The organism is Pseudomonas alliivorans, assembly GCF_017826695.1.
Taxonomy (GTDB): Bacteria; Pseudomonadota; Gammaproteobacteria; order Pseudomonadales; family Pseudomonadaceae; genus Aquipseudomonas; species Aquipseudomonas alliivorans.
Genome location: NZ_JAFFZW010000004.1, coordinates 59,990 through 74,611 on the forward strand (window position 1 = coordinate 59,990; position 14,622 = coordinate 74,611).

At 58.4% G+C, this 14,622-nt stretch carries 15 protein-coding genes; 9 read left to right on the forward strand and 6 right to left on the reverse strand.

Annotated elements, in window-relative coordinates; all coding sequences use genetic code 11:
• Window positions 1-379 precede the first annotated feature (379 nt).
• The gene (gene ettA / locus JTJ32_RS12765) at window positions 380-2,044 is read left to right on the forward strand and encodes an energy-dependent translational throttle protein EttA (protein ID WP_004884041.1); all 1,665 of its coding nucleotides are present in this window, start codon (window positions 380-382) and stop codon (window positions 2,042-2,044) included.
• 42 nt (window positions 2,045-2,086) lie between these two features.
• Here the strand turns inward: ettA and JTJ32_RS12770 are convergent, their stop codons facing one another.
• From JTJ32_RS12770 to JTJ32_RS12785, 4 genes are all read right to left on the reverse strand, one after another.
• On the reverse strand, window positions 2,087-2,587 hold the full coding sequence (locus JTJ32_RS12770) for a GreA/GreB family elongation factor (RefSeq protein WP_210042260.1): 501 nt from the start codon (window positions 2,585-2,587) through the stop codon (window positions 2,087-2,089).
• A 79-nt stretch (window positions 2,588-2,666) separates the two neighbouring features.
• Window positions 2,667-3,020, reverse strand: coding sequence for a hypothetical protein (locus JTJ32_RS12775; protein WP_210042262.1), 354 nt, complete (start codon window positions 3,018-3,020; stop codon window positions 2,667-2,669).
• A gap of 243 nt (window positions 3,021-3,263) precedes the next feature.
• Entirely contained in the window at window positions 3,264-5,117 is a 1,854-nt protein-coding gene (locus JTJ32_RS12780; RefSeq protein WP_210042264.1) for an Lnb N-terminal periplasmic domain-containing protein, read from the reverse strand.
• Between the two features lie 61 nt (window positions 5,118-5,178).
• Window positions 5,179-5,667, reverse strand: coding sequence for a DUF3015 domain-containing protein (locus JTJ32_RS12785; protein WP_099226415.1), 489 nt, complete (start codon window positions 5,665-5,667; stop codon window positions 5,179-5,181).
• Window positions 5,668-5,953: 286 nt separating this feature from the next.
• On the opposite strand from JTJ32_RS12785, the gene JTJ32_RS12790 reads away from it, so the two are divergent.
• From JTJ32_RS12790 to JTJ32_RS12810, 5 genes are all read left to right on the forward strand, one after another.
• Window positions 5,954-8,389 carry a Lon protease family protein gene (locus tag JTJ32_RS12790; protein WP_210042266.1) on the forward strand — a complete coding sequence of 812 codons (2,436 nt, stop codon included), beginning with the start codon at window positions 5,954-5,956 and terminating at the stop codon, window positions 8,387-8,389.
• Between the two features lie 173 nt (window positions 8,390-8,562).
• The gene (locus JTJ32_RS12795) at window positions 8,563-8,895 is read left to right on the forward strand and encodes a PA4575 family protein (RefSeq protein WP_210042268.1); all 333 of its coding nucleotides are present in this window, start codon (window positions 8,563-8,565) and stop codon (window positions 8,893-8,895) included.
• A gap of 93 nt (window positions 8,896-8,988) precedes the next feature.
• Window positions 8,989-9,495, forward strand: a complete 507-nt coding sequence (locus JTJ32_RS12800; RefSeq protein ID WP_099226412.1) for a TIGR00645 family protein — start codon at window positions 8,989-8,991, stop codon at window positions 9,493-9,495.
• Between the two features lie 145 nt (window positions 9,496-9,640).
• Window positions 9,641-9,949 carry a DUF6482 family protein gene (locus JTJ32_RS12805; RefSeq protein ID WP_004884049.1) on the forward strand — a complete coding sequence of 103 codons (309 nt, stop codon included), beginning with the start codon at window positions 9,641-9,643 and terminating at the stop codon, window positions 9,947-9,949.
• A gap of 152 nt (window positions 9,950-10,101) precedes the next feature.
• Window positions 10,102-10,719, forward strand: coding sequence for a BamJ family beta-barrel-assembly machinery protein (locus tag JTJ32_RS12810; RefSeq protein ID WP_025995629.1), 618 nt, complete (start codon window positions 10,102-10,104; stop codon window positions 10,717-10,719).
• A gap of 79 nt (window positions 10,720-10,798) precedes the next feature.
• Here the strand turns inward: JTJ32_RS12810 and JTJ32_RS12815 are convergent, their stop codons facing one another.
• Both JTJ32_RS12815 and JTJ32_RS12820 read right to left on the reverse strand, forming a co-directional pair.
• Complete coding sequence (locus tag JTJ32_RS12815) at window positions 10,799-11,041, reverse strand: PA4570 family protein (RefSeq protein ID WP_004884051.1); 243 nt, start codon at window positions 11,039-11,041, stop codon at window positions 10,799-10,801.
• A 251-nt stretch (window positions 11,042-11,292) separates the two neighbouring features.
• On the reverse strand, window positions 11,293-12,261 hold the full coding sequence (locus JTJ32_RS12820) for a polyprenyl synthetase family protein (protein ID WP_029243818.1): 969 nt from the start codon (window positions 12,259-12,261) through the stop codon (window positions 11,293-11,295).
• 240 nt (window positions 12,262-12,501) lie between these two features.
• Here JTJ32_RS12820 and rplU point away from each other — a divergent pair, with 240 nt between their 5' ends.
• From rplU to cgtA, 3 genes are all read left to right on the forward strand, one after another.
• Window positions 12,502-12,813 carry a 50S ribosomal protein L21 gene (rplU, locus tag JTJ32_RS12825; RefSeq protein ID WP_002551971.1) on the forward strand — a complete coding sequence of 104 codons (312 nt, stop codon included), beginning with the start codon at window positions 12,502-12,504 and terminating at the stop codon, window positions 12,811-12,813.
• Between the two features lie 33 nt (window positions 12,814-12,846).
• Window positions 12,847-13,122, forward strand: coding sequence for a 50S ribosomal protein L27 (rpmA, locus tag JTJ32_RS12830; RefSeq protein WP_002551972.1), 276 nt, complete (start codon window positions 12,847-12,849; stop codon window positions 13,120-13,122).
• Between the two features lie 216 nt (window positions 13,123-13,338).
• On the forward strand, window positions 13,339-14,562 hold the full coding sequence (gene cgtA, locus JTJ32_RS12835) for an Obg family GTPase CgtA (protein ID WP_004884053.1): 1,224 nt from the start codon (window positions 13,339-13,341) through the stop codon (window positions 14,560-14,562).
• The last annotated feature ends 60 nt before the right edge of the window (window positions 14,563-14,622 follow it).

Genomic DNA, 14,622 nt, shown 5'->3' on the forward strand with positions numbered 1-14,622 from the left:
TTGTTCCTGACTACTGGACTGAAGCAGCGATGCACTATGCAATATAAGCTGGCCACCCAAAAGGGCGGCTAGCATGCCTTGAGTTGTGGCAGAGTGCCAGTCCCGCTGGGCTGGATGGTTTGCCCTGCAGGCCGCATTCGGGTAGCTTTGCGCAACGCGCGATTACAGCCCGACTCCTGCATGAGTGACTCCACTGTGTGCAAACAAGATCCAGCTTCATAGCTGCCCAGGCACTCGAGTCTGTTCTCTGCCTGTTCTGATTCAAGGCGTGGAACGCTCATGCGGCAAGTCTGAAAGACAAATAAAAGCTTTTTTTCGGTCGGGGCTTTAAGCTCGCGTCCCAGATCGGTCCTTATCACAGACACCAGGTTTTCATTCCATGGCTCAATACGTCTTCACCATGCATCGGCTGAGCAAAGTTGTGCCGCCGAAGCGGGAAATCCTCAAGAACATCTCCCTCTCTTTCTTCCCGGGCGCCAAGATCGGCGTTCTGGGCCTCAACGGTTCGGGTAAGTCCACACTGTTGAAGATCATGGCCGGTGTCGATACCGAATTCGACGGCGAAGCGCGCCCGATGCCTGATCTGAACGTAGGTTATCTGCCGCAGGAACCGCAACTTGATCCCACCAAGACCGTGCGTGAAGTGGTCGAGGAAGCGGTCAGCGTCATCAAGGACGCCCAGGCGCGCCTGGATCAGGTCTACGCCGAATACGCCGACCCGGATGCCGATTTCGACAAGCTAGCTGCTGAACAGGCCAAGCTCGAAGCCATCCTGCAGGCCAGCGACGGTCACAACCTGGAGCGCCAGCTGGAAGTCGCCGCCGATGCGTTGCGTTTGCCGGCGTGGGACGCAAAGATTTCCGTATTGTCCGGTGGCGAGAAGCGCCGCGTCGCACTGTGCCGCCTGCTGCTGTCCGCACCCGACATGCTGCTGCTCGACGAGCCGACCAACCACCTGGACGCCGACTCCGTCGCCTGGCTGGAGCACTTCCTGCACGACTTCCCGGGCACCGTGGTTGCGATCACGCACGACCGGTACTTCCTCGACAACGTCGCCGGCTGGATTCTGGAACTCGACCGCGGCGCCGGTATTCCTTACGAAGGCAACTATTCGGGTTGGCTGGAAGCCAAGTCCGATCGTCTGGCCCAGGAATCCAAGCAGCAGTCGGCTCATGAAAAGGCCATGAAAGACGAGCTGGAATGGGTTCGCAAAGGTGCCAAGGCGCGCCAGTCCAAATCCAAGGCCCGTCTGCAACGCTTCGAAGAGATGCAATCGCAGGAATTCCAGAAGCGCAGCGAGACCAACGAGATCTACATCCCGGCCGGTCCGCGTCTGGGCGACAAGGTCATCGAGTTCAAGAACGTCACCAAAGGCTATGGCGATCGCGTTCTGATCGACAACCTGTCATTCGCCATGCCCAAAGGCGCCATCGTCGGCGTGATCGGCGGTAACGGTGCGGGTAAATCGACCCTGTTCCGCATGCTGATGGGCAAGGAGCAACCGGATTCGGGCAGCATCGAAATCGGTGAAACCGTGCAACTGGCCTGCGTTGACCAGAGCCGTGACGATCTGGATGGCAGCAAGTCGGTGTTCCAGGCGGTCTCGGATGGTTCGGATGTGATCCGTATCGGCAACTACGAAATCCCGTCGCGCACCTATGTCGGCCGCTTCAACTTCAAGGGCGGTGATCAACAGAAGTTCGTCAAGGACCTGTCCGGTGGTGAGCGCGGTCGTCTGCACCTGGCGTTGACCCTGAAAGAAGGCGGCAACGTGCTGCTGCTCGACGAACCGTCCAACGACCTTGACGTAGAGACCTTGCGTTCGCTTGAAGAGGCACTGCTGGACTTCCCGGGCGCGGCCATTGTGATCTCCCACGATCGGTGGTTCCTTGATCGTGTGGCGACCCACATTCTGGCGTACGAAGACGACTCGCAAGCCGTATTCTTCGAAGGCAATTACACCGAATACGAAGCTGACCGCAAAAAGCGTCTTGGCGATGCTGCTGCCCAGCCGCACCGCGTACGCCACAAGAAGCTGGCGTAATACTGAGACAACAGGAGCGCCGTTTCTGGCGCTCCCGTTGTATCAGCCTTCGTCCGTCTCGATCAGCACCACCTCGATCACCTGATCGCCCGCCGGTCGTTTCCATAACACCTCATCGCCCAACTGCGCGCCCAGCAACGCACGGCCCAGCGGCGAGCCCCAATTGATCAACCCATTGGCCGCATCGGCCTGATCTTCCCCAACCAGTTGCACACGCTGCTGGCGATCGTCTTCATCGGCAAATGTCACCCAACTGCCAATCTGCACCTTTTCGGTCGAAAGGGCGGGTGTGACCACCTGTGCGCTTTGCAGGCGCTGGTTGAAGTAACGCAGGTCGCGCTCCAGGTCTGCCAGACGCTGCTTGTCGGCGTTGTCGCCTAACGTCGTCTGGGCGCTATGCTGCGACTGAAGATCACTCACCTGCTGTTGCAGTAATACCAGACCGTGAGCGGTGACGTAATTGGGCTGCTCGCTGACCGTTCGCTCGACCGGCTGGTTGGCATCTGCGGCGGCGTTGTCTTCGTTTACAAATGCGCGACTCATGAAGTGTCCTCCCTCAATTGGGGTTGGGCCACGGTGAGGCGTGATTGGTTTCGTTGAAATGCCGGATGCTGCGTTTCAATCAGTTCGGGCGGTAGGCTTTTGCGGCGCTGCGAGTCTTTTCCCGCTCCCAGTCGCGGTCCCGGTCATTGAATATCTGGCCGGGGCTGAGTCGGTCACGACGGTCCTCGGACGCCTGGCACTGGCGAAATCCATCGCTCCAGCCTTGGGCGTAGAGGCGATCCTTCAGGTAGCGGGGGACGTTTTTTCTGAACTGTCCGGAAAACGAGCCCGCTGCCGCCTTGCCACTGACGCATCCATCCTGATACCCGTCGGCGAAGCCTGGCGGGTACCCTTCAGCCAGCATCTGGTCACGGGCGGACTGACAACCTGCCAGCCCGATGGCCAGCGACAACAACACCCAATGCAGCTTCATGGTGACTTCCTCGACGTATGAGGTGAGTCTAGAAGCGAATGTGTGAGTTATTTGTAAAAACGATGTAGGGAATAGGTAGTAGCGCTGTGCCAGCCGATGAACGATTTACGCTGAGTCGCTGGTCTCACGCATCCGCTGCAGTTTTTAATGACCTCCACAGACCTGGCACCCTTTGCGTTGCTTGTTCTTGATGCTGCGGGTCCGCGCCCTTTCAAGGGCGCAAGGGATCGCTGTCCAACGGGATCAGTAGTGATACCACTTCACTTCGAGCATCACTTCGTTCTGTGGCGAACTCATCTGGCTGAATTCACGCTGGGCACTCAGGCGCAGGCCTACGTTTCGGGACAGTTCCCATTGCTGGTTGAGACTGACGCTGCGGCGTACTTCGCCGTTGGTGAAGTAGTCGCCCTTGGCTTCCAGGCTCAGGTTGCCCAATGGGTTGCGCCACAGCAGGCCGGTGTTGAAACCTGCAGCTGGCGAGATGAATGCCGAAAAGTCATTGTTGTGCTCGACGCGCACTGTGCCCAGCACGAAGCCCAGCACTTCGTCACCCAACTGCCAGGTGCCGCCTGCGCCGCCATTGACGTGGCTGACCAGATTTTCATCGCCATGTTTGCCCAGCACCCGCTCGAGGCCGCCGGTGACTTGCCATGACCACGGCTTGAGCAGTTCGGTACGTGGTGTCAACGAGCGAATGGTCGCCAGATCCAGTTGCTGGACCTGCCAGTCGTTACCTTCGTATTGGCGTACCTTGAGTTGCAGAATCTCGATCTGAGCGCCGAGTGGGAAACCGTAGGCATTGTCGTTCAGGTCGTGATACGCCATGCGCAGGCCGTACTCACCGAACGCCCGGTCGCCCCGTGTGCCGACACCCAGCTGCCAGGTACGTGATTCATGTCCGTCTTCCGGCAGGCCGGGTCGCTGGATATCCAATTGCGGCGGTGGGTTCTGGTTGATGGCCTGCAACAGTTCGAAACTGCGTTGGGAGCGCGCGGTGTCACGTTCCAGTCCGTTGGCACGATAGCGTTCGAGGCGATAGGCCGCGTCCTGAATCAACGCGCGGCGCTCCTTGGGCTGGGCCAGGTACTGACGGTCCTGCAGTTGTTTCTGGTCCGCGCTGACCTTCAATACCCATTGTTGTTCGTCAGCGTTCAGCGGTTCGGCACGGCTGAGCAGTTCGCGTTCGCGAGAAGGCCGGTAATCGATACTCTCCACCAGTCCAGCGGCCTTGATGGCTTTGACGGTGTCGGTCGGGATGGCCGTCAGGCCAAACTGTTCGGTCAGGTGCAGGCCGGGGCGGGCAACCTGCAACAGTTCCAGTAGACGATACGAGCAGTTTTCATCGAAGAAGAAGTAGCTGAAACGAATCTGTTTCAGCTCCCAGACGTGCTCGACCATGCGTCCGGTTTCTTCGGGCGTCAGGTTCAGCCGGTACTCCCACAGATCGCGGTTCTCCAGACTGCGGTATTCCGACAGTTTTTCCTGATACGGCACCAGTGCAAAAAGACCGGGGTAGCCGCCCATCAGGCCTTTCCAGGCATAGAGAATGCTGTTGTCCATACCTTCGATGTAGGCGCCGAAGTTGATCGCGTAGCTCAACAACGTGGTGCTGTTCGCCTTCGCGCTGGCCGGATCGATGCGCAGCAGCGTGTGGCCGAACATGGACGACGGGCTGTTGAGGTAGGCCGCCGGGAAGATCAGCACGGTGCTGTCCGGCGCGACGTCCTTGTACCAGGTCTTGAATTCCTTGCAGTCCAGCACCGGCAGATCGGTCAGTTTCAACTGATCGCGCAGCCAGCGGGTCCTTGCAGGGTAGACGCACTGTGCGTGGGTCTGCTCGTTGGTGACGGGCGCATAAATGGCGTCGAGCGTCGCGCTCAGTTCAGCCGTCGGGTCATGCGCGCCATCGGCCGCGAGAAAGAATTTGGGGTCGTCTACGTAACTGCGCCAGCCGCCGAGCTTGCCCGCCTCGTAATGGCCCAGTGAAATCCAGAATGGCTCGTTGGCCAGTTGCTGCAAACGGTCGGCAGCCACACGCGGCGCGGCAGACAAGGGGGCACAGACAAACAGCGCCAGCAAGGCAAGACGTTTGAGCATAGAGGGCAACTAGTCAGGGAGAAGAGTCCCGCCCCTCATGAAGAGGGGCGGGCGAACGACTTTAAGCCTGGGTAGCGTACTTGGCCAGGGTTGGATCGTTTTTCAGAACGTTGACGGTGTTGGCGTGAACGTCTTCGGCAGTGGCGTCAGCCTTGCTGAAGATTTGCGAGAAGTGCTCGTGAGTGACAGCGGCGAAATGCGCGCGATCTTCCGGGGCGACACCGAGCACGACCGCGTAAGTGGTCAGTGCTTCGCCTTGGCCCATGGCCATATCTTTGGAAAGCTCATCCATCATGCCGTTCATGGCCAGCCAGGATTTGCCGCCATAAGTGAGGGCGCTGTTGGTAGAGCAGCCGTTGGTGCCGGACGTCATGCCGAACGTGGCGTTGCCCGAAGTACCGTTGGTAGTAGAAGCCAGGAAGTGAGCGGGAGTGCCGCGTTGACCTTCAAACAGCATGTTGCCCCAGCCACAATCCGGGCCGCCTGGCGCTTGGGCCATGGCGTTGATGGATACAGCGGCGAAGAGCGTTCCTAGAAGAATCCGTTTCATAGCTTTTTTCTCTTTATGGTCAGCCAAGGGTCGAGTTTCTTTCGTGTCACACCATGCCGGAAAGCTGTTTTCAGCGATCCGCGACGTTTTGAGTTTAGGCAGGCTTCAAGGGTTCCGTGAGCTATTGCAGAATATTGCGTAAAACCGCGTTTTTTATTGCAGATGAAACGTCTTTCATGGATGTAAAGTCTTTCAGACGTCTGCTGCCTTGAAAGCCTGTCTTGCAAGTCGTGTGCAGCGAGCGCCAGAATGCCTGCATCTGCCCCGCCTGATGTAAGGAACACTGATGCCCGATTCTGTCGCAGCCAACCTACGCCTGGCGCCACACGCGCTGACCCGTCCGTTTTCCGCTGAGCAGTTCAGCTTTACGACCACCAACGATCTGGAACCCTTTCGCGGTGTGCTCGGCCAGGAGCGAGCGGTAGAAGCCTTGCAGTTCGGGGTCGCGATGCCGCGTCCCGGTTACAACGTATTTGTCATGGGCGAGCCCGGCACCGGCCGGTTCTCGTTCGTGAAGCGCTACCTCAGGGCCGAAGGCAAGCGTATGCATACGCCGTCGGACTGGGTGTACGTCAACAATTTCGACGAACCTCGCGAGCCGCGTGCGCTGGAGCTGCCGCCGGGCAGCGCGCAAGCATTCATTGCCGACATCGGCGGCCTGATCGATAACCTGCTGGTGACCTTTCCGGCCGTGTTCGAGCACCCCTCGTATCAGCAAAAGAAGAGCTCGATCGATCGTGCCTTCAATCAGCGCTACGACCGCGCGCTGGACGTGATCGAGCGCCTGTCGCTGGAAAAGGACATCGCGCTGTACCGCGACAGCAGCAACATCGCCTTCACGCCGATGGCAGACGGCAAGGCACTGGACGAAGCCGAATTCTCGCAACTGCCGGAAGCGGATCGCGAGCGTTTTCATGAAGACATTTCCGCGCTTGAAGAGCGCCTGAATGAAGAGCTTGCCAGCCTGCCGCAGTGGAAGCGTGAGTCGAGCAATCAACTGCGTCAGCTCAACGAGGAAACCATCACCCTGACCCTGCAGCCTTTGCTGGCACCGTTGTCGGAAAAGTACGCCGAGAACGCTGCCGTCTGCGCGTATCTGCAGGCGATGCAGGTGTACCTGCTCAAGACACTGGTCGAGCAACTGGTCGACGACAGCAAGACCGATGCTCAGGCCCGCAAGCTGCTTGAAGAGCATTACAGCCCGAGCCTGGTGGTCGGTCATACACACGATGGCGGCGCACCGGTGGTGTTTGAGCCGCATCCGACCTACGACAACCTGTTCGGCCGCATTGAATACAGCACCGATCAGGGCGCGCTCTACACGACCTATCGTCAACTGCGCCCGGGCGCACTGCACCGTGCCAATGGCGGCTTCCTGATTCTGGAAGCGGAGAAAATGCTCGGCGAGCCCTTCGTGTGGGACGCGCTCAAGCGCACTCTGCAGTCGCGCAAGCTGAAAATGGAATCGCCGCTGGGCGAGCTGGGCCGTGTCGCAACGGTGACCCTCACGCCGCAGGTCATTCCCTGGAACGTCAAGATCGTCATCATCGGATCGCGCTCGCTGTATTACACGCTGCAGGATCTGGATCCTGACTTCCAGGAGATGTTCCGGGTGCTGGTCGACTTCGACGAAGAAATTCCGATGGTCGACGAAACCCTGGAGCAATTTGCCCAGTTGCTGAAAACCCGCACCTCGGAAGAGGGCATGGCACCGCTGACTGCCGACGCCGTTGCGCGTCTGGCGACCTACAGCGCGCGTCTGGCCGAGCATCAGGGGCGTCTCTCGGCGCGTATCGGTGATCTGTTCCAGCTGGTCAGCGAAGCGGATTTCATTCGTCAACTGGCCAGCGATGACAGGACCGACGCAGGTCACATCGAGCGCGCGCTCAAGGCCAAGGCCACGCGCACCGGGCGCGTTTCGGCGCGGATTCTCGATGACATGATGGCCGGGGTCATTCTGATCGACACCGACGGTGCGGCTGTCGGCAAGTGCAACGGCCTGACGGTTCTGGAAGTGGGGGATTCGGCGTTCGGCGTGCCGGCGCGTATTTCCGCCACCGTCTATCCGGGGGGCAGCGGCATCGTCGATATCGAGCGTGAGGTCAACCTCGGGCAGCCGATCCACTCCAAGGGCGTGATGATTCTGACCGGTTACCTGGGCAGCCGTTATGCGCAGGAATTTCCGCTCGCGATCTCGGCCAGCATCGCGCTTGAGCAATCCTACGGTTACGTCGACGGCGACAGCGCCTCGCTGGGCGAGGTGTGCACGCTGATTTCGGCGTTGTCCCGCAGGCCGCTCAAGCAGTGTTTCGCGATCACAGGCTCCATCAACCAGTTTGGTGAAGTGCAGGCGGTCGGCGGGGTCAACGAGAAGATCGAAGGCTTCTTCCGGTTGTGCGAGGCGCGCGGTCTGACGGGCGAGCAGGGTGCAATCATCCCGCACGCCAACGTGACCACACTCATGCTTGATGAGCGCGTAGTGCAGGCCGTGCGTGACGGTCAGTTCCACATCTACGCGGTGCGCCAGGCTGATGAAGCCTTGAGCCTGCTGGTGGGCGAGCCGGCCGGTTCGCCGAATGAGCAGGGCGAATTCCCCGAAGGCAGCGTCAATGCGCGCGTGGTCGAGCGTCTGCGCGACATCGCCGAAATGCTCAGCGATGAAGACCTGAAGGAAGAGCTGGAAAAGGAGCCTGCCCAGCTGCAACCGGAACTCAAGGTCTGATGCCGGACTGAAGGGCACCGGGTGTTCTCCTGAACACCCGGTGCCCGTTCATCAGGCAAGGTTTTGCAATCCGACTTTTCTTCTATCCTCTCAGGTGATCGTGGTGGCCAAATGGACTGGCGCATTTTCCTGCCGTGGAGGAGGGTGATACCGCTGCTGAAAAGGAGCTCGCCATGTCGCGCAGCCTCTGCCTCAACCGTGAATGCCTCGGGCTCATCACCCGTATCGAATGCGTCATCCGGCCGATGCCTGGCCAAGATGGCCTGTGGATGCTGCTGTTTGCTGCCGGAATGTCTGGCGAGCAACCTTCTGCGCTTCGCTCCCAGGGACCGTTCAACAGTCTCGCTGCTGCCGAGTCCGTTCTGAGCAGCATTGCCGAAAATCTGCTGTTGGGCGGCTACCATACTGCCGATGTGCCCATCTGGACGCTGCACATGCAGGCTGAACTGCGCCGGATCAACAGCGACAGTTCCAGCTATCAGCGTTCTTCTCCGTTCAAATTCTAGATCGTGGCTTCTGCGTTATTTTGTCGCACACCTAGAGCCTTGCGTTCCCGCTGATATACTCGCGCGTCTTTTTCAAAACACTTGCGAGTCTCAATGGAACGTTTCTTCGAAAATGCCATGTATGCATCGCGCTGGTTGCTGGCGCCGATCTATTTCGGTTTGTCCCTTGGGTTGCTGGCGCTCTGCCTGAAGTTCTTTCAGGAAATCTTTCACGTCCTCCCCAATATCTTCAGCCTGGCCGAAGCCGATCTGATCCTGGTGCTGCTGTCGCTGATCGACATGGCGCTGGTGGGCGGTCTGTTGGTCATGGTCATGATCTCCGGCTACGAGAACTTCGTTTCGCAGCTGGATATCGATGAAGACAAAGAAAAGCTCAACTGGCTGGGCACCATGGATTCCTCGTCGCTGAAGATGAAAGTCGCAGCGTCCATCGTGGCGATTTCGTCCATCCACCTGCTGCGCGTGTTCATGGACGCCACCAACATCAAGACTGAATACCTGATGTGGTACGTGATCATCCACATGACCTTCGTGATCTCGGCGTTCGCAATGGGCTATCTGGACAAGCTGACCAAACTGGACAAGCTGACCAAGCAGTAAACCCTTCGCTGCTTCAGGCTCATCTCCGCCTGCCCCGCGCTTGAAACGAACGAGGGGCGGGCGGTTTCGTTTCTGGATTGTTGTTTCGGCGTGCTGTAAAAAGTCCGCTGCGATGCTTTCAGCAAACGACGAAAGAGGTTCGATCATGAATTATCAGGAATTTACCGACCATGCTCAGGCTGGCCGGGTCAATGAGCTGAATCTGATCTCGATCGAGGGCGGCATTTATCTGCTGGAGGTGCTGATGAACGGCAGCTCCGGGATGCTCAAGGATCAAGCGGGCAAGACCTTGCATCTGCGCTCTGTCGAACATGCACGCGACCTGCTCAAGAACCTCCCGGTGGTGCCTTTCTATCTGGTCCACTGCGTGGTGCATGACGAGCTGTGTGGCATGCCGGTCAACGACCGTTCCGAGATGCGCATGCCGATCTCCTTTCACTCATCCTGGTCCTGACGCAACGTAGCGCTTTGCCACGGTGGTAGGGCCTGTCAGGCCAATTGTGCTAGGCTGTTTGCCCTTTTGGTTCGGGGTGCCACCGAGCGGGTCGTGATTGCCACACAGGTTCTCATGTCCGCCGACAGCGCGCCCCTTTGCGGAGCAGTGTCATGTCCGAAGTCAATCTGTCCACCGACGAAACACGCGTCAGCTACGGTATTGGCCGTCAGTTGGGCGACCAACTGCGCGACAACCCGCCACCTGGCGTCAATCTGGACGCCATCCTGGCTGGCCTGACCGATGCGTTCAACAGCCTGCCGAGCCGCGTAGGTCAGGAAGAAATGTCCGCCAGCTTCAAGGTCATCCGCGAAATCATGCAGGCTGAAGCGGCTGCCAAGGCCGAGAAAGCGGCAGGCGCCGGTCTGGCCTATCTGGCGGAAAACGCCAAGCGTGAAGGCGTGACCACACTGGCTTCGGGTCTGCAGTTCGAAGTTCTGACCGCTGGCACCGGTCCAAAGCCGACGCGTGAAGATCAGGTTCGTACTCACTACCACGGTACGCTGATCGATGGCACCGTGTTCGACAGCTCGTACGATCGTGGCGAACCAGCCGAATTCCCGGTTGGCGGCGTGATCGCTGGCTGGACCGAGGCGCTGCAACTGATGAACACCGGCAGCAAATGGCGTCTGTACGTGCCGAGCGAGCTGGCTTACGGCGCGCAAGGCGTTGGCAGCATCGCACCGCACAGCGTGCTGGTATTTGACGTGGAACTGCTGGCCGTTCTGTAACGGATTCAGGCGGTACGCAAGGTTGCTGAACGAGTCGTCTTGATCCGTTCAGCAACGGGGTTGTGCTGATGCTTCATGCTCAGTGCAACTCGCCTATCGGGCGCAACGCCCGCGCATAGCAGAACAGAAACAGATTGCGCACCAGCTCCTTGAGCACCACCGGCTCGCTGGAACTGAGGCTGTAAACATCCAGATCGCCCTGATCACGCAACTCCTCCAGCGCTTCCTCTTCCAGTACGGCACACACTTCCCCGGTTTCCCGATGAAGAATCCGCAGGTACGGGTGTGGACGGTCCAGCCATGCATCGATCAAATAAGTCATGTTCCATCTCCTGTATCGGTTTGATGAGAATAATTCTTATTGAGATAATAGCAAGGCTCTATTGAGATTAATTCTCATTTTGTGCCGGGTGGTTGATGTGGGTCAGTGAATGATGAAAGACACGCGCACCCGGAGCGTAGGAGCGATCAAAGGCGGTGTCCGATTACCGGGAGGTGGATCAGAGCGCTGGGTACATTCAGTGAAACAAAAAGCCCGTCACATGGACGGGCTTTTTCGTGCTGCTGATGCAATCAGTGCGTACGCGCGACTGCAAACTCGCTCAGTTCGACCAGCGCATCGCGGTACTCGCTGGGCGGCAGGGCGTCCAGGCAGGCGATGGCCTTGGCGGCGTAGTCACGGGCCAGCTGAGCGGTGTAATCCAGAGCGCCAGCGCTTTCGACGGCGTTGCGGATGCTTTCCAGATCTTCAAGGCCGCCTTTCTGAATGGCCTGACGAACCAGAGCAGCCTGCTCGGGCGTACCTTCGCGCATGGTGTAGATAAGCGGCAGGGTGGGTTTGCCTTCGGCAAGGTCGTCGCCGACGTTCTTGCCCAGTGTTTCGGCATCGCCGCGGTAGTCCAGCAGGTCGTCCACCAACTGGAAGGCGACACCCAGGTGATCACCAAAGGTGCGCAGCGCCTCGGTCTGCTCGGCAGAAGCGCTGCACAGCGCAGCAGCGCTGTGGGTCGAGGCTTCGAACAGCATGGCGGTCTTGCCGCGAATCACTTCCATGTAAGTTTCTTCAGTGGTGCTGGCGTCGCGAACCTTGGACAATTGCAACACTTCGCCTTCGGCAATGACGCGAGTGGCCTTGGACAGGATTCTCATCACATCCATCGAGCCAAGTTCGACCATCATTTCGAAGGAGCGCGAATAAAGGAAGTCACCGACCAGCACGCTTGGCGCATTGCCCCAGAGGGCGTTGGCCGTCGAGCGGCCGCGGCGCATGCCGGACATGTCGACGACATCGTCGTGCAGCAGGGTGGCGGTATGCAGGAATTCGATGGTGGCGGCCAGCAGGCGTACATCGTCACCTTCGCGGCCCAGTGCCTTGCCACAGAGCAATACCAGCAGAGGACGCAGGCGTTTGCCGCCAGCGGACGTGATGTAGTCGCCGATTTTCGAGACCAGCGGTACGCGTGACGTCAGTTGCTTTTTGATGATAACGTCAACGGCACTAAAGTCGTCCGCCACCGCGCGGTAGAAGGCTTGGGGTTGCATCAGCGACACGTGCTCCGGAAAGGTTGCGCCGCATGCTAGGTCGCGGGGTAGAGCGTGTCAAGGTATGACGAGCGGCCTCTTGCAACCCATCCTGGGCTTGCGTACAATCGCGCACCCTAACTTTCCTGGGCAGCACCTGCCTTACGCAATTGCAAACGGGCCGTTCCAGCCTTATGCAGCCATGCCAGCCGATACTCTTCTTATAAAGAGCTGGGTGAGCAGGATTTTCGGAGAAATACCATGTACGCAGTAATTGTTACCGGTGGCAAGCAGTACAAAGTCGCCCCAGGTGAATACCTGAAAATTGAAAAACTGGAAATCGCTACTGGCGAATCCGTCACTTTCGACCGCGTTCTGCTGGTTGGCAATGGCGACGACGTCAATATCGGTGCTCCGGTTGTTGCTGGCGCTACTGTCGTGGCAGAAGTGGTTTCGCAAGGTCGTCACGATAAGGTTCGCATCATCAAGTTCCGTCGTCGTAAGCACCACATGAAGCGCATGGGCCACCGCCAGTGGTACACCGAGATCAAAATCACAGGTATTCAGGCTTAATTTCAGCCTAATCCTCATTTGGAGAATTGACTCATGGCACACAAAAAAGCTGGTGGTAGTACCCGTAACGGGCGCGACTCAGAAGCCAAACGCCTTGGCGTGAAGATGTATGGCGGCCAGGCTATCATTCCGGGCAACATCATCGTGCGTCAGCGCGGCACCCAATTCCACGCTGGCTACGGCGTTGGCATGGGTAAAGATCACACCCTGTTCGCGAAAGTGGAAGGCGTGATCAAGTTTCAAGTCAAGGGCGCCTTCGGTCGCCGCTACGTGAGCATCGTTCCGAAGACTGAAGTCTCCGCAGCGTAATCACGCAGTAGCTTAAAAGCCCTGTCTTGCGACGGGGCTTTTTCGTTTGTAGAGGTAGAGAGTCAGGTGAGTCTCTTGCAAAACTGTTTGTGCGGGCTGTTGTGATGTTGACCCTTGGGGTCGCTGGTTTCTGATCGGTATCGCAACGCTCATTTTTGCAAGAGTCTTATGTAATTTATGTGGTTCTGCTCGTCCCTGTGGCGGGAGGCGTGCGTTATGAAATTTGTAGATGAAGTATCCATTCGAGTAAAGGCCGGTGACGGCGGCAACGGTTGCATGAGCTTCCGTCGCGAAAAATTCATCGAAAATGGTGGCCCTAACGGTGGTGACGGCGGCGATGGCGGTTCGGTCTACATGATGGCCGACGTCAACCTGAACACCCTGGTCGACTATCGCTATACGCGCCACTTCGATGCCGAGCGCGGTTCCAATGGTGGCAGCACTGACTGCACCGGTCGCAAGGGTGAAGAGCTGGTGCTGCGCGTGCCGGTCGGCACCACGATCATCGACGCCACCACTCAGGAAATCATCGGTGACCTGACTAAGGATGGTCAGCGCATCATGGTTGCCCAGGGTGGCTGGCACGGTCTGGGCAATACGCGCTTCAAATCCAGTACCAACCGTGCTCCACGCCAGACCACGCCGGGCAAGCCTGGCGATCAGCGTGATCTAAAGCTGGAATTGAAAGTGCTGGCGGACGTTGGTCTGCTTGGCTTGCCGAACGCAGGCAAAAGTACCTTCATTCGCTCGGTGTCTGCTGCCAAGCCGAAAGTGGCCGACTATCCGTTCACAACGCTGGTGCCGAACCTGGGTGTGGTCAGTGTCGATCGCTGGAAAAGCTTCGTCGTTGCCGACATTCCAGGTCTGATCGAAGGCGCATCCGATGGTGCAGGTCTGGGGATTCGCTTCCTCAAGCACCTGGCGCGTACTCGTTTGCTGTTGCACCTCGTCGACATGGCGCCGCTGGATGAAACCAGCGCTGCGGATTCGGCTGAAATCATTGTCAACGAGTTGGTCAAGTTCAGCCCGTCCCTGGCGGATCGTGATCGCTGGCTGGTGCTGAACAAGTGCGATCAACTGCTTGAAGAAGAGCATGAGGCGCGCAAGCAGGAAATCGTTGATCGTCTGGAATGGACCGGTCCGGTTTACGTGATTTCTGCCATTGCCAAAGAAGGCACCGAGCAACTGACGCGCGACATCATGCGCTATCTCGAAGAGCGCAGCCTGCGCATCGCTGAGGAGCCTGGCTACGCCGAAGAGCTTGCCGAGCTGGATCAGCGCATCGAAGATGAGGCGCGTGCACAGCTGCAGGCGCTGGATGATCAGCGTGCGTTGCGCCGCAGTGGCGTGAAGAGCGTGCATGACATCGGCGACGATGACTGGGATGAAGAAGATGTGGACGATGAAGATGGTCCGGAAATCATTTACGTCCGTGACTGATCGCTTGAAGTAAACTTGAACGCCGCTACGTTTGTCAGCGGCGTTTTTGTATCTCGAATT